Genomic DNA, 19,905 nt, shown 5'->3' with positions numbered 1-19,905 from the left:
TGACGCCGACTGTCGCACATCTCCCCATCCCGGCCATGATGCACGCTCCTTCAGGTGTCAATCTGACCAACTTAGCCACTACACTAGCTCCATACTCACTGCCTGAATCGAGGTCTGCATGATTGCCCTCTCTCTGGCCGGGATCGCCCTGGTCTCCGTGCTGGCCCAATGGCTTGCCTGGTCGCTGCGGGTACCCGCCATCCTGTTTCTGCTGCTCACCGGCCTGACTCTGGGCCCGGTCAGCGGCCTGCTCGACCCCGATGCCCTGCTCGGGGATCTGCTGTTTCCGCTGGTCTCCCTGTCGGTGGCCATCATCCTGTTCGAGGGGGCACTGACCCTCCATCTGGCCGAGCTCAAGGGGATCGGCAAGGTGGTGCGCAATCTCTGCTCCACCGGCATGCTGGTCAGTTTCGCCGTCATCGGCAGCGCCGGTTACTTCCTGCTGGGGCTGGACTGGCGGGTTGCCACCATGCTCGGCGCGGTACTGGTGGTAACGGGCCCGACGGTGATCGCCCCCATGCTCAACGTGATCCGCCCCACCCGGGAGGTGGACCGCATCCTGCGCTGGGAGGGGATCGTCATCGACCCCATCGGCGCCCTGTTTGCGGTGCTGGTGTTCGAGGCGGTGCGCCTCGGCAGTCAGGGGGATCTCATCAGCCATACCCTGCTGGCGCTGGGCAAGACAGTGCTGGTCGGTTCCCTGATCGGGGTGGCGGCGGGCTGGCTCACCACCCTGCTCATTCGCAAGGACTGGCTACCGGTCAGCCTGCACAAGTTCGGCGTGCTGGCGCTGGTGCTGGTCACCTTCAGCCTCTCCAACTGGCTGAGCCACGAGTCCGGCCTGCTGGCGGTGACCGTGTTCGGTATCTGGCTCGCCAATCAGGAGGGGCTGGACCTAGAGGAGGTGCTGGCGTTCAAGGAGGATCTCGCGGTCATCCTTATCTCCAGCCTGTTTATCCTGCTGGCGGCGCGCCTCGATCTGGCCCAGCTCTGGCAACTCGGCCCCATGGTGCTGGCGCTGCTCTGCGTGGTGCAATTCGTGGCGCGTCCGCTCTGTATTCTGGTCTCGACCTGGGGCTCGGATCTCTCCTGGCGGGCTCGCGCCCTGCTGAGCTGGATCGCCCCACGTGGCATAGTCGCGGCGGCGGTCAGCGCCTCGTTCGCTATCAGCCTGCATCAGGCCGAGATCCCCGATGCCGACAAGCTGGTGCCGCTGGTATTTGCGGTGATCATCTCCACCGTGGTGCTGCAGAGCCTCACCTCGGCGCCGCTGGCCAGCCTGCTCAAGATGCGCCAGAGCGCCCCCAATACCTGGCTCATCATAGGGGCCAACTCGGTGGCTAGGGCCATCGGCAAGGCGCTGGCGGATCAGGGGGTGCCGGTACAGCTCTGCGATCCCGCCTGGGAGTTCTGCAAACAGGCACGGATGAGCAACCTCCCCTGCTACTTCGGCAACCCCCAGTCGGAACATGCCGAGCTGCACCTGCCGCTCACCAGCATCAGTACCGTGCTGGCCCTCTCCCCCAACCGCCACAACAACGCCCTCGGGGTGCTGCACTTCGCCCACCTCTATGGCGAGGAGCAGGTCTACTCCCTGCGCTCCAGCGAGCAGCACGGCAAGGCGAACCGGGAGAGCGCCACCTTCCGCGCTCGCCAGAACCTGTTTGGGCCCGATATCAACTATGCCAGGCTGAGCGGCCTGCTGAGCCGGGGTGGCCAGATCAAGGCGACCCGCCTGAGCGAGGCGTTCGACTGGGCCCAGTATCAGACCGCCAATCCCGGCGCCATCCCGCTGTTCATCATGGATGGCAAGGGCAAGCCCCAGATCGTTACCGGCCCCGTCACCCCGCAGGCGGGTGAGCTGCTGATCGCCCTGCAACCGCCCAGAGAACAGGGCGCCGAATGAGCGAAGCCAACAATAATCCGCTGATCGCCCCTCTGCTGGTGCTATTGCAACAGGCGGCGGGCAGCTACAAGGTGCACGAGCTAATGGCCTCCCTGCGCCAGCAGGGGGCAATTCCGGTACTGGCTGACGATGAGCAACTACAGCTGTTTCGGGTCAACTTCCTGATCATGAACGCCCTCTACCAGTTGCAGGCCGAGCTCTGGCAAGAGGGATGGTGGCTGGTAATCAGCACCCTGGATATCCGGCTCGAACCGCTGGCCGGGAATCAGGAGGCCAACCACGGCTTTGCCCTTGGCGAAAATCTGCGTAGCTACTATCTCGACTGGCAGGTGTTCTGGCAGACCGACCGTGCCGAAGTTGAAGCCCTGCTCAACCGCTTCTGGCGCGCTTATGACGGTGAGGGGCACAAAGCCGAGGCGCTGGCCCTGTTGGGGTTGAATGAGGGGGCGAGTCAGGAGGCGATCCGCCGCCGCTGGCGGGAGCTGGCATTGCAGCACCATCCGGATCGGGGTGGTAATGCCGAGACCTTTATCCGTATCCGCTGGGCCTGGGAGGTCCTGCGGGGATGATCCGGTTGCCGTCCGCACAAAGAGAGGCATAGACTGGAGCTGAATCCCCCTTCACAGGAGAGCATCATGACAGTCAGTGAACTTCGCAAGCTCTATCAACAACAGATCCTGCAAGAGGCCGAAATACTCCACGACGTGGCCATCCCCGGCTGGCTCATCGAATTCAGAGGCAATGATGGCGCTCTCTACGAGCTGACCGACACCCTCGGCTGCCCGGTCAGTTTCGATACGGTCGAGCAGGCCCGCGATCATGTGCATCTGGTAGCTGACTGCCCGATGCAGGTAGAACACCTCTATCGCTTCTTCGAACGTTAACTCAAACCGTCACATCTCACCCCTAGCCCCGGTGAGGCTTGTACCAGGCACATAGTCAGCACGTGCCTGCCACAGGCCTCCCCAGAAAAAACTGCTTCGATTTACTCGTGTTGCAGAGTGCAAGTTGCACGCTATCTGGCATAGACAGCCATAAATCTGGCTATGGAGTGGCTATCTCTATGGTCACATGGACCAGCTCTTCATGTATCGCCAACCGCGCGCGGATCTCGCTGGCGGAGACAGGCGCAGTCATCAGCAGGGAGAGCACGCAGGCATACTGCTGCTGGCCCACCCGCCAGACGTGCAGATCGCGGATCTCGGCATCCGGCAGGTCGGCAATCACCTCACGGATCTCACCCACCAACGGGGTATCCATCTCGGCATCCAGCAGCACCCGACCGGAGTCGCGCAGCAGACCCCAGGCCCACACCGCCACCAGTACGGCCCCCACTATGCCCATCAGGGGATCCAGCCAGTCGGCCCCCCACAGCATGCCCCCCACCAGTGCCAGGATCGCCAGCACGGAAGTGGCCGCATCCGCCAGCACGTGGATATAGGCGGCACGCAGGTTGAGATCCTGATGGCCGTGGTGATCGTCATGGTCATGATGATCGTGGTCGTGATGCCCATGATGGTGGTCATGCCCATGATGGTGGTCATGCCCATGGCCGTGGTGATGATGGCCGTGATCATCCTTGAGCAGCCAGGCACAGGCCAGATTCACCAGCAGCCCCACCAGCGCGATGGCGATCGCCTGTTGATAGTGGATCGGGCTGGGATCGAGCAGCCTGAACACCGACTCGAACAGCATCAGCCCGGCCACCCCCACCAGCAGGAGAGCGCTGGTGAAGCCACCTAGCACCTCGATCTTCCAGGTGCCGAAGCTGAATCTGTGGTCGCGGGCAAAGTGGCGGGCGGCGCGGTAGGCCAGCACCGAGAGGCCGAGCGCCAGCGCGTGGGAACTCATGTGCCAGCCATCGGCCAGCAGCGCCATGGAGTTGTAGAACCAGCCGCCGCCGATCTCCGCCACCATCATGATGACGGTCAGCAGCACGGCCCAGCGAGTCTTCTGTTCGGCCAGCGGATTCCCTTCGTGGACGACGGGTTGGTGGCAGTGGGATGAGGCAAGGGATGACATGGATTTCTCCTGAGGACGACAATGCAATATACTATACCCCAGTATAGTTTTATTGATCGAGAGGATCCTGCATGTCACACACCATTCACGGTAAAAAGAAGCTGCTGGCACGGGTACGTCGCATCAAGGGACAGGCCGGTGCGCTGGAGCACGCGCTGGAGCAGGAGAGCGACTGCGCCGCCATTTTGCAGCAGATCGCGGCCATTCGCGGTGCCGTCAACGGCCTGATGCTGGAGGTGCTGGAAGGGCACATGCGTGAGCATCTGGGTGCCGAAGAGGCGACCCCGGCCGAGCGGCTGGAAGATCTGGATCAAGTAGTGCGGGTATTGCGATCCTATCTGAAGTAGGACCGGTGAATGAGGCTGCGGGCGACCCCGCATCATTCCGTTTACGGCTGTGTGGCGTCTGCCCGCCAGCCCCCGTCCCTTTCGGGCTTGAGCCACCGCCAGCTTTGCGCCATGATGTCCAGCCCGGCTGACCGCCGGTTTTACTGGACAGTCAATTTCAAGGATCCCCCATGTTTGAACACGTCGATGCCTATGCTGGCGACCCCATCCTGACGCTAGTCGAGACCTTCCACAAAGACACCCGCGAGCAGAAGGTGAACCTGGGGATCGGCCTCTATTACGACGAGCAGGGGCGCATTCCGCTGCTGCCGTCGGTGCAGCAGGCCGAAGCCCAGCGCGCGGCCGCCCCTGCCCCGCGCCCCTACCAGCCGATGGAAGGCGCCGCCAACTACCGCACCGCAGTGCAACACCTGCTGTTTGGTGCCGACCATGACGCGGTCAAGGCGGGACGTATCGCCACCATCCAGACCATCGGCGGCTCCGGCGCGCTGAAGATCGGCGCCGATCTGCTCAAGCGCTACTTCCCGACCTCCGAGGTGTGGGTCAGCAATCCCACCTGGGATAACCACAAGGCGATGTTCGAAGGCGCCGGCATCAAGGTGCACGACTACCCCTACTACGATGCGGCCACTGGCGGCGTGCAGTTTGATGCGATGATCGACTGCCTGAGTACCCTGCCGGCCAAGAGCATCGTGCTGCTGCACCCCTGCTGCCACAACCCGACCGGGGTGGATCTCTCCCGTGCCCAGTGGGATCGGGTGATCGCGCTGGTGGTCGAGAAGAACCTGATCCCCTTTATGGATATCGCCTATCAGGGCTTCGGCGACGGGCTGGAAGAGGATGCCTACGCCATTCGCGCCATGGTGGCCGCCGGCGTAAGCTTCTTCGTCAGCAACTCCTTTTCCAAGAACCTCTCCTTCTACGGCGAGCGGTGCGGCGGCCTGTCGGTCATCTGCAAGGATGCCGAAGAAGCCAGCCGCGTACTGGGTCAGATGAAGGCCACCGTGCGTCGCAACTACTCAAGCCCGCCCACCCACGGTGGCCAGATCACCGCGGCAGTGATGAGCCAGCCCGAGCTGCACGCCATGTGGGTCGACGAAGTGACCGAGATGCGCACCCGCATCAAGGCCATGCGCCAGAAGCTGTTCGAGGTGCTGAGCGCCAAGGTGCCGGGCCGCGACTTCAGCTACTTCATCAACCAGCGCGGCATGTTCAGCTACACCGGCTTCACCCCGGAGCAGGTGGACAGGCTGCGCGAGGAGTTCGCCGTCTATCTGGTGCGATCCGGTCGCATGTGCGTGGCGGGCCTCAATAGCCGCAACGTCGACTATGTGGCTGACGCCATGGCCGCGGTGCTCAAGGGCTAATCCGCATCAGCCCCGCTTTGGCGGGGCTTTCTTGTCTTGTCTCTTCCCTTCGCTTGTGGAGTACTTATGGATCTGATCGCACTCTCTCGGCTGGGAGGTCGCCATCTGGTCACCCTGCATCTGCTGCTCGACAACCAGAGCGTCACCCGCACCGCCGAGCGGCTCTGCACCACGCCTTCCACCGTTAGCAAGACCCTCAACCAGCTGCGGGGTCTGCTGGGGGATCAACTGCTCTACCGCCAGGGCAACCAGCTGCTGCTCACCCCCATGGCCGAGCGACTGGCTCCCACCCTGCACCGGTTGTTGGGGGAGCTGAACGGCCTCACTCGCCAGAATGCCTTCAACCCCCAGCAGTGGCAGGGCTGCTTGCGGCTGGGATTGCGCGAGAGCGTGATGACCTGGCCGGTGGGCCCCATTCTGGGTCAGCTGATGAAAGAAGTGCCGGGCATGGTGCCGGAGATCTGGAACAAGGATGAGCAGGGGCTGGAGGCGCTGGCAGCGGGCAAACTCGACTTCGTGATCCTGCCCCATGACCAGAGCCAGCCGTTACCGCGCCAGCCCGGGCTGGTGTGGGAGACCCTGCGGGAAGAGAAACTGGTCTGTCTGCTGCGCAAAGACCACCCGGCGCTGGCCAAGCCCTGGGATCTCGATGCCTACCTGAGCTGGCGCCATATCGCCATCCGGGATCAGGAGCTGGCCAACCCCTTCTTCGAGCAGAGCCTTGCCCAGCAACAGGTGCGTCGCCAGATTGGCGCCACCCTGCCCGATTTTGCCAGCGCGGCGGCCCTGCTGCCCCAGACCGATCTGATCCTCACCGCCATCGGTGGCTGGGCGGCATGCATCGCCAGCCAGCCGGATCTGGAGCTGCGTCCGGCACCGTTCGATTACGGCAAGGTGAGTCACAGTCTGGTCTGGTATGGCCCGGCCGGTGATGGCTCGGCCCGCCACTGGTTCCGCCAGCGGATCCTGCAACTGGGTCGCGAGCTGGTCGAGCCCTGAGCCAGGTGACAGCGAGAAGAGATGGATGTTTCGCCACGGCGAAACATCCACGGCAATGAGGGATCAGGGACGCTTGGTATAAATGGGACTGGGGAAGGAGGCGACGTTGCTACCCAGATCCGTAATGCGGGCAGCCCCCTGCTTTTTCACCTGATCGATGCGTAACACCTGATGCATGGGGATAAGGGTGTGACGCACATCGGCAAATTCGCTCTTGAGCTTTTCATGGCTGGGATCGACGATAAGCGCCGTGTGGTTGTCCCAGACAAAATCGGCGATCTCGATAAATCCAAACAGTTGGCCCTGATTCACCTGGCGCACATAAACCTCATAGCGCTCGTTGTGGCAAATAAACTGAACCCGATATAACGCCTTGCTTTCACTCATGATTTATCTGTGATGGAGGAGGGACGGATGGGCAATATCATAACGAGCCCCAAGGCCCCCTCCAATAGACAGAAGTCACAGTTGTGTGCTTTTACTACACAGCAAGGGAATCGATCAGACCTCTTTAGATCAGCGGTGGCAAGGTCACCGCCCCCACTCCCGCAGCACGCAACCGACTCGCCAGCCACTCCAGCTCGCTGCGGGTCGCCTCTGGCCATTGCGCAGCCTCCCCCCGTACCCCGTGGTGGCGAAAGCCATTGAGGCGAATGGGCACAGGCCCCAGCTGCTGCAAGAAGGCGGCGAGATCCGCGTCCAGCTCACCATTCGCATCCAGAAAATCGCTCTTGCCCGGCACGTGGAGCAGCCGCAGTTCGGTCAGCTTGCTGTGACTTGCCAGCAGTTGCAGCGATGCCAGCACCCGTTCGCGGCTGTAACCGGTCAGCGAGAGGTGTACCGAGTCACGCCACCCCTTGAGATCGAGCATGGCACCATCGAGCATCGGCAATAGCCGCTGCCAGCCGGTTTCGGCCAGCGAGCCGTTGCTGTCGAGCAGGCAAGTGAGATGGGCCAGATCCGGCGCGGCCTTGATGGCGGTAAAGAGCGCAACCACGAAGGGGAGCTGAGTAGTCGCCTCACCGCCTGAGACAGTAATCCCGCTCAGCAAGGGGCCGTAGCGGCGCAGCAGGGCCAGCACCTCGGCCACCGTCATGCTGGCGGTCTTGGGATTGGCACTGCGCGGGCAGACATCCAGACAGGCGTCGCAATCGGTGCAGAGCGCCTCCTGCCAATTAACCTTACCTTCGCTCATGGAGAGGGCGCCACTCGGACAGACCGCAAGGCAGTCGCCGCAATCGTCGCACAGCCCTATGGTGTGCGGGTTATGGCAGCCGGGGCAGCGAAAGTTGCACCCCTGCAGAAACAACACCAGCCGGTTGCCCGGCCCGTCGACACAGGAGAACGACAGCACCCTGCTCACCAGAGCGCTGCGTGTTGGCAAGACATCAGCCATCGGTGCGAACTCAATACTCGCCGATGGTCGATTCGTGGGCGACTACCCGCGGAGCCCGCTGACGAATGGCGGTCACTTCACTCGCCTCGGCACCGAGACAGGTGGTCTGCAAGCGCGATCCCTCCTCTGCGAAGCGAGCCACGTCGCTCTTGCGGATCATGTAGCCGGTCACCCGCACCAGATCGCTGTCGGCCACGTTGGCGGTGAACTCGCGCATGCCGATGGCGAGCGCCCCCTTGCAGAGCTGCAGCAGTGCCTGCGGGTTCTGGCGGATGGTGGGATCCAGCGTGAGGATCTCGCTGATCCCCGAATGGTAATAAGTGTGGTGCGGCGCCAGCGCCAGCACATGGCTGGCCGGATCCGGCTCCTGCCCGTAGGGGATGCGCACCCCGGGGGTGACTGCCACATCGATGCTGAGGCCACCTTGCGAGTGCAGCAGGGCGCGACCACCCCAGGCATGGGTTTGCGGCGTCGCAGTGACATATTCCGAGAGCTGGGCCGAGATGCGATAGCCAAGCTGGTTCGCCTCCTCGCCGTGACCATAGCGATCCGGCAGATTCTCTTTATCCATCAGGATATTGACCGCTTCCGCCATGCCGTAGATGCCGAACATGGGGACGAAGCGATCCTCATCCAGCAGCCCCTCTTTCACCAGGAAGCTGTTGAAGAAGCCGGACTCCTGATGCAAGAAAGCGGCCCGCGCTTCGATCAACTGGGAGGCCAGACGGCAGTAGTGGGGCAGCAGGCAGCCGAGGAAGTCATCGATCCCCTGGCACTGCTCGGCGACCCGCTTGAGGGAGATGCGCACCAGGGTATTGGCGCCACCGGCCTGCGGCAAGGCGTTGTAACAGCTGACGATGCCAAAACCACGCTGGTCAAAGGTATCGCGATGGATCGGGTAGTTGGCGATGTGCGGCTTGCTGCACTCGGCGATGTTCTTCACCGCCTGCAGCAGCAGGCTGTCCGGGGTCTGCTCCGGATCGTGGAAGAAGGTGAGGTTCGGCGCCACCTGCTTGAGCTCGTTGTCGATGCGCAGGATCAGGCGGCAGATGCGGTTGTCATCAGGCCCGATGTTGACGTGCATGAAGGCGTCCGGCAGCACCCGATCCAGATAGACCCAGAACCCCTTCAGCTTGCGATAGAGGGTCTCGTCATCCAGTTCGCCGACAAACGGCAACAGCAGATGGTCGAGCCGTCCCAGCCAGACCGGCATGCCGGTGACGGAGGGGACATGGTGATAGAGGATGCGCAGGGCGTTGAGCGCCTCGTCGAAATCCTGCGGCGCCGTCAGCTCCAGCCAGGCAGAGCCCTGAGTCAGGAATTTTTCATAGTCCGGCAGCACATAACGCGGCTTGTAGGGGGCATGCCCTTCGAACATGTCGCAGATAAATCCCTGCTCCATCGCCTCGGCGACTGCGGCAGGCAGGTCGGGGTAGGGCAACGCATTCTCGGCGGCCAGCGCCAGTGCGTGGCTCTTCTGAGCAGCGGAGAGATGGGGATCGCGCACGATGCGCTGACAGGTTTCGGTCAAAGACATGGGACACTCCTTCACGGACAGAGCACATATCCTCACCATTTGCAGGCTTTTTTTGAAGTGACATTCACAACAATGCGAATGTCTCAAAAAGACATCCGTTAAAGGGGATCACAACCAGAACAGAACGGGGGCCTTGTCTGCCGACAAGGCCCCCGTTGTGCGGATCAGGGCTCGATGATGATGGGCGTACCCGGGTCAATGGCATTCCAGAGCTCATCCATCTCGTGGTTAAGTACCGCAATACAACCGTTGGTCCAGTTGGAGGGCTGTACCCGACGGTTACCCATACGGTTAAGCTGACCATGGATCATGATCATGCCACCCGGGTTCACCCCCAACTCATTGGCGCGCTTGATATCGTCCAGATTCGGGTAGTTGATATGTATCGCTTTATAAAAGCCGGAGTTGCTCTTCTTGTAATCCAGGGTGTAGCGCCCCTCCGGGGTACGTTGATCCCCTTCCCGCTGCTTGTGCCCCTTGGGCGCCGGGCCCAGTGCAACCCAGTAGCGCTTCAGTTCCTTGCCATCCTTCATCAGGGTGAGGCTGTAGGTAGACTTCTTGACCACCACCAAATCGGCTTTTTCGGTAAAGGCAAAACTCAGCGCGGGCCACAGCCCCAGCACACACAACAATACGGCTCTCATTCCATCCCTCGACAAGCCTCTGGCAGGGCTTTTTATGGTTGTCACATCATCTGAATAGGCTCGCCCGTTGGCGAGCGAGCGCCATGATATTGGATCGCCATCAATACTCAATAGACCCAATAAAACATATCTTGGCTGCGAACGGTGAATGGTCCATGAACGACCTGCACAAACATGACTAATTGACAATAAAAACAAAAACATAGCTTACATTTTCTGGCTAGCCATGATGCCGCAGATCGGTAAATATGTAACAATTGAACCTGATTCAGGATGACATCATGCCTCTGCACTTCTTGCCGAACTCTTCGCTGACCCGCCTGCTGCTGGTCAGCGCACTGCTCTGGCTACCCGCCAGTGTCGCCGCCGATGCGCTCTGGCTGCGCGAGCCCGCCCTCTCCCCCGATGGCAAGCAGCTTGCCTTCACCTGGCAGGGGCGCATTTTTGTCGCCAGTGCCGAGGGTGGCCCCGCCACGGCGCTCACCGGCAGCGACTACCTGAGCCAGCGGCCAATCTGGTCACCGGATGGCAAACAGCTCGCCTTAGCCGCCAATCTCTACGGCAACGAAGATGTGTTCGTGGTACCCGCCAACGGCGGCGAGATGGTGCGCCTCACCCGCGATTCGCGCACCGATCTGCCGCAAGCCTTCAGCGCCGATGGCAAACGGCTGCTGCTGAGTAGTCAGCGCCTGGGTGCGCCCGATGCCGACCATTTTGTCGCGGAAGGCTACCAATGGGGCGAGCTCTACTGGACCCCGATCACCGGCGGCACCTTGCAGGCCGATCTGCCGCTGCCTGCAACTCTCGCCCGCCCCCACGGGGAGCGGCTCGCCTATCAGATGCCCGCGGCGGATCAACCCTTTCGCAAGCATCAGCACTCGTTCGCGGTGCCCCGTCTCTGGCTGTTTGATGGCAAGCAGCACAAGCAGCTGACCGAAGATCGGGTGGCGGCCACCGATCCGGTCTGGAGCGACAAGGGAGATACCCTCTTTTACCTGAGCGAGCGCAGCGGCGATTTCAACGTCTGGCGCCGGGATCTCGCCAACGGCAAGGAGCAACAGCTGACCCACTATCAGGGCCATCCGGTGCGGGGGCTCAGCGCCTCTCGCAATGGCGATCTGGTCTGGTCATGGCTGGGTGAACTCTATCGCCTCGACGCCGGTAGCAGCGAGCCACGCAAGCTGACCCTCACCCCGCAAGTGGCGAGCGCGCCGGATGAGGCGAGCGAGGCCCTGACCCTGGCAGACGAAGCGCTGGTCAGCGAAGAGGCGGATGAGCTGATCCTGGTGAGCGAGGGCAACCTGTTTGCCGTCGACCCCGAGCGGGAGCGGGTGCGCCAGCTGACCCGCGATCCGAGCGAGCAGTCCAACCCCCTCTTCGCCGAGCAGGGCCGCGCCCTCATCTATCTGTCGGAGCAGCAGGGGCACGCCGCCCTCTATCGCCTGCGCAAGGGTGATCCGGAGCTGCTGTTCAGCGATCCCAGCACTCTGACCGAGAGTCTGCTGCTGGCCATTCCCGACAAGGGGATCAGCCGTCCGGTGCTCTCCCCCGACGGCAAGCAGCTCGCCTTCGTGGTGGATGGCCAGGCCATCCACCAGCTCGATCTGGCGAACAACAAGCAGCGGGAGCTGGTGCCTGCCAGCTTCAACCCATCGCGCCACGAGGCACATCTCGCCTTTGCCCCCGACTCACGCCATCTGGCGCTCACTTTCCGCCCCGATGCGGCAGAGCAGGAGATCGCGGTGATCGATACGGCCAATCCCAAGGCCAAACCGGTCAATGTCAGCCTCAACGGCTATCAGGATGGACAACCGGGCTGGAGTCAGGATGGCGCCATTCTCTACTGGCAATCGACCCGGTTTGGCGCACTGGGGCCCGATGGCGAACCCCTCGTCACCAACCTGCTCGGCATTTACAGCAGCCGCGCCGCCAGAGCCGATGCCATTGCCGAACTGGAGCCGCCGAAAGGGGGATACGGCTTTGAGAGCGATCGTCTCAACCATAGAGAAGCGCTGCTGCTGCAACCCACCGGCACCCTGCTCGCCAGCCGCATCATCGGCGACCAAGTGATCTATCTGGTGGAAGAGATGGGGGTCAACAGCGAGAGCGAGATCAAGGGCTACAGCCAGGATCTGCGCAAGGGCAAAACCAGCGAACTGTTTGGTGAGCAGCCCGGCCCAGCGCTGGCAAGCCTCAACCAGCAGGGCACCCTGGCTACCCTGGTGCGGGATGGGGAGATCACCCGGATCCATCTCGACTCCGGCGAGGCCACCAGCGCCCCCTTCGCCTTGCAACCCACCAGCCGCTGGCAGGAACGCATGACCGCCGCCTTCGATCAGATCGCCCGCCTAACCCGGGACGAGTTCTATCTGGACGATATGAACGGGGTGAACTGGGATAGCTATGTCGCCGCTTACCGCCGCCTGCTGCCGGGCATCGGCAACCCGCGGGACTTTGGCAACCTGCTGGCGGAGCTGGCTGGCGAGCTCAATGTCTCCCACACCTGGGGCAGCGGCCCCGCCCCCTTCCCGCGCATGGCGGACGAGACCGCCAGCCTTGGCGGCTACTGGCAGGATGGCGAGCCGGGGGTGATGCTCACCGCCCTGCTCTCTGGCGGCCCGCTGGATCAGGAGAGCGATATCGCCCCGGGCGCCCGCCTGCTCGCCATCAACGGCGTCCCGATTGCCAATCTGGCCGAGCTGGATCGGGCCCTCAACCATCAGGCCGGTGCCCGGCTTGCCCTCACCTTCCAGCAGGAGGGCAACAAGCAAACTGACGAGGTGGTGCTCACCGCCATCGACAAACAGCAGGAGTACCAGCTGCAACAGGATCGCTGGATTGAGAAACGGCGGGAGCTGGTGGCCAGGCTGAGCGGAGGACGGGTCGGCTACGTCTATCTGCCGGCAATGAATAGCGAGGTCTACGATGCGGTGGTGGCGGATGCCCTCGGCAGACAGCGCAATCGCGAGGCGCTGATCGTCGATGTCCGCTTCAACAGCGGCGGCTATCTCGCCAATACCCTGGTGGAGTTTCTGACCGGCAGCGGCAGCACCAAGGGAATGGCCAGCAGTTGGCCCCGTCAGGGCAAGGGGGAAACCGACGCCGCCACTCGCCAGTGGACCAAGCCCTCGGTGGTGCTGGTGAACGCTGGCAGCTACTCGGAAGGCTCCGCCTTCCCAGAGTACTACCGCGCCCTCAAGGTCGGCCCCATCGTCGGCGATCCGGTGCCCGGCACCGGCACCATGGTCTACAGCCACGACTCCCGGCTGATCCCGGGCCTCTCCTACGGCATTCCGACCCTGGGGCTGCGCAAACCGGACGGCTCCTTCTACGAGAATCAGGAGCTGATCCCGGATCTGCAGGTGCCCCTCACTCCCGCCGACATGGTGGCCGGGCGCGACCCGCAACTGGAGGCGGCAGTACAGGCCGCCCTCAAGCAGTTGCCAGCCAGCACCAAATAACTGCGCTCAACGAAAGCGAAACAGCTCGCGATGCAGATGCCCGTCCGGCAACAGCCGGGTCAGGGCATCTGCCATCCCCTCCGGCCCGCAAAACCACACCTGCTCAGGCGCATCCTGCGCGATGCGAGCCAGATCCAGTCGCCCGGCCGCCTTGTCCAGATGCAACTGATAGCGCACGCCGGTACGATGACAGAGCTCCGCCAACCGCCGATGGTAAACGGCCCCCGCCAGATCCGGCGCACACTGGATCAGGGTGATCCCCTCGCCCCGCTCGCCACGGGCAGCCAGCCCCTCCAGCCAGGCGACGAACGGCGTGATACCTATCCCGGCCCCCAGCCAGAGGGCTCGGCCTCCCCCTTGCGGGGCGACAAAGGCGCCATAGGGGCCGGTCACCACCACCCCATCCCCGACGCGAGCCTCTGCCACCAGCTGACGGGTATGATCCCCGAGCGCCCGTACCGCGATCACCAGCTGGCGCCGATCCGCCGACACCCGCACCAGGGTAAAGGGGTGCGGCCCCTCTTTGGCGTCAAATTCGAAAAAGGCAAACTGACCCGGGCGGTAATGGGCGAGCGGCCTCTCCAGCTGCATGGTCAGCTCGCAGGTGTGATCCGCCAGCCCCCGCACCGCAATGACACGGCCGGGATGGCGATCCCGCCCCCCCACTTGTCCCAGCAGGGAGTAGAGGGCCCCGATAACACCGATCCCGCCGATCAACCAGATCGCTACCCCCACCGGGGTCATGGCCCCAATCTGAGGCAGCAGGCAGAGCCCGTGTCCCCACCCCGCCAGATAGATGAGCGGCGCCAGCCGGTGGATCAGCCGAAAACGGCCATAACTCACCAGCGCCAGCAAGCTCACCACCACCAGCGCGATCAGCAGATAGAAACTCCACTCACCAAGGGTATTGCCAAGGGCATGGAGCGAGATGCCATTGCCTGTGCCAGCCCCAGCACCGCTGGCCCCACGCCGGGCGGGACGGCTCAGCCAACCCGCCGAGACCGCCCACTTGGGCGCCTCCACCACCAGCCAGTGGGCGGTCAGCGCCAATGCGCCACCGATGGCCGTCTGGCGGTGCCATCGCAACATCCGGTCCAGACCGCCACACCACACCTCAAACTGCGGCAGGCGCAACGCCAGCAACAGCGAAATGGCCATATAGGCCATCCCCAGCAGGCCGGTCAGTAACAACATCTCATGGCGCCAGGGCCACACCCCGTTGGCATCCCCCGCATAACCGAGCCACCAGACTCCGACCGCCAGCAGCGGCAACAGCCACCACACCCGTTTACTCGTCATAACATGCTCCCTGGTTCCATCGCGGCAGGGCCTCATCTCCCTGCTCATGGCACCATTGCACACCCGTCTGGTCACAAGACTTTGCCAGAGGGGGAAGCTTGCGTGGCAATGTGTGACAAACGGCAACAGCAGAGGGGCCCGCCGGCCCCTCTGGTCACCCTTGCTGACTGGCCCTCTCTTCATGGGGAATAGCGCAAAATCCACCTCTGCCGTGATTGACGACCCGCCTGCAAAAGGAATCAAATGGGGACGACACATATCTGCGGCGGAAAACCTGCTGCCCACTCTTCCGGACAAGGAGTCCCCCTTGCTTTCATCCACCGAACAACGCGTCTGCCCGAGTTGTCAGCGCGAAACCAACCATGTCGTGGTACTGGTCGACAAATCCTTTGGCCAGCAGCTGACACCGGCGCAAAAGCGCAAAGCCTTTATCAAGGACTTCATTACCGGCTGGGCCGCCGGCCCCTTTCTGGCCAACATGGAGCGCTTTGAACGACATGCCATCTGCGAGCATTGCGGAAATAAAGTCATTGATGAATGAAAAAGGGAGAGGCAATCGCGGGCTTCCATACACCAGCCACCTTTTATGGCCGAAACCCAAAAGAAGGCGTTGCGATTCAGGATCACAACGCCATAGACGTCAATCAAACAACACGGTCACCGGCAACCCTTCCACTTGCAGGTTCGGGGGTAATTTTTCATCCAGCGAGAGTGCGACCTTGAGGGTTGCTTTCTCCCCTTCAAACGGAGCGGCTAACTGAGCCGGCAACTTGTCCGCCAGCTCGACCTGTCTGGCGACCCTGGCAGCCAGACGCTCCCCGCTGGGCAGCTTGACGACAGCCTTGTGTCCAGGAGCCATTGAAGAGAGATATTTGGGCTGCACATAGGCTATCACCAGCGGGTCTTCTCGCTTCGAGATAAGTGCCAGAGGAGCCCCCGAGAATACCCAGTCCCCCTCCTGTACCAGCACATCTGAAACCTTGCCAGTCGCCGGAGCTCTTGGCTGTTGATGGTACGCCATCGCTTCCATCTCGGTCAGCTCCTGATCGAGCAAGTGACGAGCACTGGCTAGCGGTCCGGTCAGTTGGTCCTCACTGATTTGCAGTTCCTGCGCTATCTTCTCTGCCCTTGCCTTCTGCAGAGCTATGCGTGACTGAGTCCAATTCAGCAGGGCCGTTGCGTACTCTGCACTGGATACCAGCTTCTCTTTTTTATAACCGGCATACTCCTGATAGATGACCTCCTGCTCCCGGCTCCCCCGTTCGGCAATACCAATCTGTTCGTCCAGATTGCGCAAGATAGCCTGTTCAGCCTCAGCCTTGCTCAATTCGATGGCCGCTCTGCGCGCTTTTCGTTCCGCCATGTTGGCCTTGAGGGTTGGAGATTCGAACTGCATCAGGGCATCGCCTTGTGACACCCCCTGGCCGGGAGCCGTGTAGATGTGTCGAATAAAGCCATCCCCATTGGCAACAACCAGTTGCGGCTCGGTGGTAATGATTGCTGGCGCCTGGGTCAGCCACCACTCGCGCCCCAGATACCACAGCAGAATAATAACGGGACTGAATGCCAGTAACAGGATGAGATACCAGCGAGCCTTGAAGGCGACACGCTTGGCGGGGGCATACAATACCCGGATCCCTTCATCCGACGTGGCATCCTGCTTCTTGGGGGGATTGAATGTGACTTTCATCAGAATTTATTTCCTCGTTTTAATACCCACCAGGGGGCCATGCTGCTCTCTTCATGACCGCGTCGGAACATCTCATTCAACAGTGCGATGGCGCACCACAAGCGCATCAGCAAGGTGTACACCGGGTAAAGACACAACCATGGCAGCAGACGTAGATCTGCCTTCGGGCGTTCAGATATAGCCAGCAAAAACACGGCGAAATTAACCAGGGTAAGAAACAGGTAAACCAGATAGAGACAGATCATCAACGCAGCGACAAACTGCCCCGGATAGCTAAGCACCAACCACCAGCTATAACCCATGACCAGCAGGGGCAGCACCACGTTTTGCGCCACCCCGTAGATCAAGGTAAACAAAAAGGTCTTCCAGCCCAGAATACGCGGCGTCAGGGAGAGCTTGTGCTTGCGCAGATAGAGAAACAGCAGATCTCCATCCCAGCGTAAACGCTGCTTGGCAAGCGTGATCACGTCTGCGGGCGCATCGGTGTGACCGATGGCACGAGGGGCGAACCCTATCTTTAAAGCCGGATGGCGTTTGAGGTAATGCTTAATACGGACTGTCAGATCCAGATCTTCTGCGGTATGGGTATCCCACCCACCAATCTGGCGCAAAAAATCACGACGAAACGCACCGAAGGCTCCCGAGATATTGTTGATGAGGTTCCACTCGCTCAGTCCCGTCTTGCCCCCCTGCATGGAGATCATGTACTCAATGCTCTGCATCCGGGTCAGTACGCCATCGTTCAGATTTCGCACCCTTAATGCCCCTCCCACAGCAGGCACATCAGGATCATCGAAACAAGCCACGATCTCATCGATCATGTTGTTGTCAAAGGAGGTATCTCCGTCCGCGTTCATCACTATCTCGCCAGTCGCAGCGGAGAGACCGGCATTGAGAGTGGAGACCCGGCCTCCCCTCTGCCATTTCGGTAGCAGGACCAAACTTCTGTTCTCGCACCCCTCGAATTCACGAACACAATTGAGCGCAGCCTGATAGGTATGCGCGTTGGCCTTGGCGCCATCAATCACAGCAATGATTTCCATTTGACCGCGATAAAGCTGTTCCTTGAGCGTCAATATGGTGGAGCGGATCGCCTCACCTTCCCCATAACAGGTGATGATGCAAGACACTTTGGGACAGCGCCGAGATCGCGGCAGTTCAGATGCCATGGGAAGCTGGCGCGCATACCATTTCAGGATCCCGGTCAACGTCAGCGCCATCAGTGGCACCTCCATCAACAGCAACATGGGCAACAGCAACAGAATCATCCGGGGAGAAAACTGGAGGCTACCCAGTATCTCTATCAGGATGTAGTGCACCGTATTCATCCACTCATGCATCCGGGCTATCTCCATCCAGCCACTGGCCGAGCCATACCGCTGTATCGTCGCCCAACAGGGCGGGCAAAGGTTGTACTTTCACCGCCAGCGTCAGAGCATCCAGTCCTTCGATGAGATTCAATGCCTGAATGCGCTCCTGCAGAATGCGCCAGTCGTCGGCATCAGTATGCGGCAACAGCAATAACAATCGGTCATCGGCATACTGGCAAACGACATCGGTATCACGGAATAGAGCTTGCAAACGGCTGAGCAGAGCGGCCAGTCGCTGCTGAGTCTTTAGCATGCCCAACTCGGCCCGCAACTCAGCCAGATGCTCAACCCGAATAGCCAGCAAGGTATGGCAGCCACCATGGCGTTGCAGCAAGCTATTGTTCCATTGCAGCAACCAGGGGAAGTGCTCCATGGCCATAGGGGTACCCCAGGTCAACGGCAGATGCAGTTGTTGAGTTCCTTCCCGTGCGATGTGGCGGGCCAGCTTGCCGATGCGATATTCATAGATGGGCGCAACCACCAGATCATCGGGTTTGTGCGCCTGGCCACATTCATGGCAACGCGCCTGGACGGCAGCCTCCATAAAACGGGCATGGCATGACAAACAACGGAATTTCTCAAGGGGCCTGTCATAGTCAACACCGATGTGACGCAGAGTCGTGACGCACTTGGGACAACGCAGCACACCCTGTCGCATGAATGCATCCTGATCATCCACGTGCCCGCAGGTGAAGCAGTGCACAGCTGGCTTGGCCTGGATGGCGATATGAGCGCATTCGGGACACACATCGACAAAATTGAGATGTGCCGAGTTGCAACTGTGACAAAGACGTACCCGGTCCACCAGCTGCTCACTCTGCAATAAACGCTCTGCAACCAGCTGCGGGAGGGCATCCCCTGCTTCGCTGCCCAGCAGGCAATCCAGCAGGGGATAGCTGTACCCCTGACGGCAACCAGCCTGCCAACGTGGCAACAAGCGAAAATGGGAGCGAGGCCAGCTGTACCAAGCCAGCTTTTCCATGTCATCCGGATGCTCTCGAGGGGTCAACAACGCCAACCGTTCAAGCATGTCAGAGGCCCGTTCATCCAGCTGTGTCAGGAGACCGTCGGCCAACATGGGAGAGAGCGGGCTCTTCACAACACAAAATACCGGCTGCAAATAGCGTATCGGGTCACGCCGCACAGCCTGCAATACCCTGTCCTGCTCATCTGCAGGCAGGTTGAGCAGTAATACCGGCTGCTGCAATGGATCCCAGCAGGACAGATCGAGAAGTGGCAAGGCAACACGATCCACCGAGCCTCCCAGCAGCGCAATCTGACCGGGGTGTTCACTCGTGCTCATCATGGGGAAATAACCTCTTTCCATTCACTGACAAATAGATACCAAGCCAATAAAACGGACCCGCCTGTTGCCATGCATCGGCAGACTCAGGCAATGTCGCGAGATGCGCATTGCCCTGCACGGACAGCACAACAGCAGTGTCAACGTTATCGACGGATAGCATGAAGCAGGCGAACGCGCAGAAAGAGTTGAGAGCTGACGCCATTTTCATGTGCGGCTCAGCCATCTCGGGGGGAAGAGATCTGAAGCTTTCCGAGCCCGACTCACATCGGGGGTGGCAAGGTGGGCGATTTTGCAGTTGTGGACAATTTAGTCAACCCGGAAAGATGAGAATAACTAGCAGATAGTTGAATGGATCAATCTTTATGCACAAAGATGACTACAAAAAGCACTATTAACAGAAAAGACAAAAGAGCGTAACTCAGTGAATCTACTATCTTGCAGCCTGCAATTCCTATTCATGTTCATATGAATACATATCTGATGGCAAAATGCGGACCCAATCGGCAAGGCGACAAACTGTGTCGCGCACCTGCCAATAATATGGCAGCGTCTGCCACGGTT

The 19,905-nt window shown here is 61.0% G+C and carries 17 protein-coding genes; 8 read left to right on the top strand and 9 right to left on the bottom strand.

Annotated elements, in window-relative coordinates; translation table 11 throughout:
• Positions 1–118: 118 nt before the first annotated feature.
• From G5533_RS18190 to G5533_RS18180, 3 genes are all read left to right on the top strand, one after another.
• Positions 119–1,906, top strand: a complete 1,788-nt coding sequence (locus tag G5533_RS18190) for a cation:proton antiporter (protein ID WP_110303612.1) — start codon at positions 119–121, stop codon at positions 1,904–1,906.
• Entirely contained in the window at positions 1,903–2,475 is a 573-nt protein-coding gene (locus G5533_RS18185) for a DNA-J related domain-containing protein (RefSeq protein ID WP_266135318.1), read from the top strand. Before G5533_RS18190 ends, G5533_RS18185 begins: the two co-directional genes overlap by 4 nt.
• 66 nt (positions 2,476–2,541) lie before the next feature.
• On the top strand, positions 2,542–2,790 hold the full coding sequence (locus tag G5533_RS18180) for a hypothetical protein (RefSeq protein WP_266135317.1): 249 nt from the start codon (positions 2,542–2,544) through the stop codon (positions 2,788–2,790).
• Between the two features lie 160 nt (positions 2,791–2,950).
• Here the strand turns inward: G5533_RS18180 and dmeF are convergent, their stop codons facing one another.
• Positions 2,951–3,928 carry a CDF family Co(II)/Ni(II) efflux transporter DmeF gene (gene dmeF, locus G5533_RS18175; protein ID WP_216979543.1) on the bottom strand — a complete coding sequence of 326 codons (978 nt, stop codon included), beginning with the start codon at positions 3,926–3,928 and terminating at the stop codon, positions 2,951–2,953.
• Positions 3,929–3,999: 71 nt separating this feature from the next.
• Here dmeF and G5533_RS18170 point away from each other — a divergent pair, with 71 nt between their 5' ends.
• From G5533_RS18170 to G5533_RS18160, 3 genes are all read left to right on the top strand, one after another.
• A complete protein-coding gene (locus G5533_RS18170) occupies positions 4,000–4,275 on the top strand; it encodes a metal/formaldehyde-sensitive transcriptional repressor (protein ID WP_005343089.1) in 276 nt (91 codons plus the stop codon).
• Positions 4,276–4,445: 170 nt separating this feature from the next.
• Complete coding sequence (locus G5533_RS18165) at positions 4,446–5,642, top strand: amino acid aminotransferase (protein WP_441255197.1); 1,197 nt, start codon at positions 4,446–4,448, stop codon at positions 5,640–5,642.
• 66 nt (positions 5,643–5,708) lie between these two features.
• Positions 5,709–6,641 carry a LysR family transcriptional regulator gene (locus tag G5533_RS18160; RefSeq protein WP_216952117.1) on the top strand — a complete coding sequence of 311 codons (933 nt, stop codon included), beginning with the start codon at positions 5,709–5,711 and terminating at the stop codon, positions 6,639–6,641.
• Between the two features lie 63 nt (positions 6,642–6,704).
• Here the strand turns inward: G5533_RS18160 and G5533_RS18155 are convergent, their stop codons facing one another.
• The 4 genes from G5533_RS18155 to G5533_RS18140 all read right to left on the bottom strand — a co-directional run bounded on the left by G5533_RS18155 (position 6,705) and on the right by G5533_RS18140 (position 10,218).
• On the bottom strand, positions 6,705–7,028 hold the full coding sequence (locus G5533_RS18155; protein ID WP_216952118.1) for a DUF1820 family protein: 324 nt from the start codon (positions 7,026–7,028) through the stop codon (positions 6,705–6,707).
• Positions 7,029–7,152: 124 nt separating this feature from the next.
• Positions 7,153–8,037 carry a YjjW family glycine radical enzyme activase gene (locus G5533_RS18150; protein WP_421172405.1) on the bottom strand — a complete coding sequence of 295 codons (885 nt, stop codon included), beginning with the start codon at positions 8,035–8,037 and terminating at the stop codon, positions 7,153–7,155.
• 10 nt (positions 8,038–8,047) lie between these two features.
• Positions 8,048–9,574, bottom strand: coding sequence for a YjjI family glycine radical enzyme (locus G5533_RS18145; RefSeq protein WP_376869329.1), 1,527 nt, complete (start codon positions 9,572–9,574; stop codon positions 8,048–8,050).
• A gap of 164 nt (positions 9,575–9,738) precedes the next feature.
• Positions 9,739–10,218: a L,D-transpeptidase family protein gene (locus G5533_RS18140; protein WP_227341454.1), complete on the bottom strand. Its 480-nt coding sequence runs from the start codon at positions 10,216–10,218 to the stop codon at positions 9,739–9,741.
• 281 nt (positions 10,219–10,499) lie between these two features.
• Between G5533_RS18140 and G5533_RS18135 the strand changes: the two genes are divergently transcribed.
• Positions 10,500–13,679, top strand: coding sequence for a S41 family peptidase (locus tag G5533_RS18135; RefSeq protein WP_441255195.1), 3,180 nt, complete (start codon positions 10,500–10,502; stop codon positions 13,677–13,679).
• Positions 13,680–13,685: 6 nt separating this feature from the next.
• Here G5533_RS18135 and G5533_RS18130 read toward each other — a convergent pair whose 3' ends face one another.
• On the bottom strand, positions 13,686–14,978 hold the full coding sequence (locus G5533_RS18130; protein ID WP_441255194.1) for a ferredoxin reductase family protein: 1,293 nt from the start codon (positions 14,976–14,978) through the stop codon (positions 13,686–13,688).
• A 181-nt stretch (positions 14,979–15,159) separates the two neighbouring features.
• On the opposite strand from G5533_RS18130, the gene G5533_RS18125 reads away from it, so the two are divergent.
• A complete protein-coding gene (locus G5533_RS18125; protein ID WP_421255256.1) occupies positions 15,160–15,519 on the top strand; it encodes a hypothetical protein in 360 nt (119 codons plus the stop codon).
• A gap of 99 nt (positions 15,520–15,618) precedes the next feature.
• On the opposite strand, the gene G5533_RS18120 is transcribed toward G5533_RS18125, so the two are convergent.
• The 3 genes from G5533_RS18120 to G5533_RS18110 are packed head-to-tail and all read right to left on the bottom strand — an operon-like array spanning position 15,619 to position 19,344.
• Positions 15,619–16,668, bottom strand: a complete 1,050-nt coding sequence (locus G5533_RS18120) for an HlyD family secretion protein (protein ID WP_216952122.1) — start codon at positions 16,666–16,668, stop codon at positions 15,619–15,621.
• Positions 16,668–18,008: a glycosyltransferase family 2 protein gene (locus tag G5533_RS18115; RefSeq protein WP_421309660.1), complete on the bottom strand. Its 1,341-nt coding sequence runs from the start codon at positions 18,006–18,008 to the stop codon at positions 16,668–16,670. Before G5533_RS18115 ends, G5533_RS18120 begins: the two co-directional genes overlap by 1 nt.
• Entirely contained in the window at positions 18,001–19,344 is a 1,344-nt protein-coding gene (locus G5533_RS18110; protein WP_227341458.1) for a diguanylate cyclase domain-containing protein, read from the bottom strand. Before G5533_RS18110 ends, G5533_RS18115 begins: the two co-directional genes overlap by 8 nt.
• Between the last annotated feature and the right edge of the window lie 561 nt (positions 19,345–19,905).

It is taken from the genome of Aeromonas sp. A600620, from assembly GCF_029479985.1.
In the GTDB taxonomy this organism is placed as follows: Bacteria; Pseudomonadota; Gammaproteobacteria; order Enterobacterales; family Aeromonadaceae; genus Aeromonas; species Aeromonas veronii_A.
Note: the sequence above shows the minus strand (reverse complement) of the source record. Positions and strands in the feature narration are given on the sequence as shown.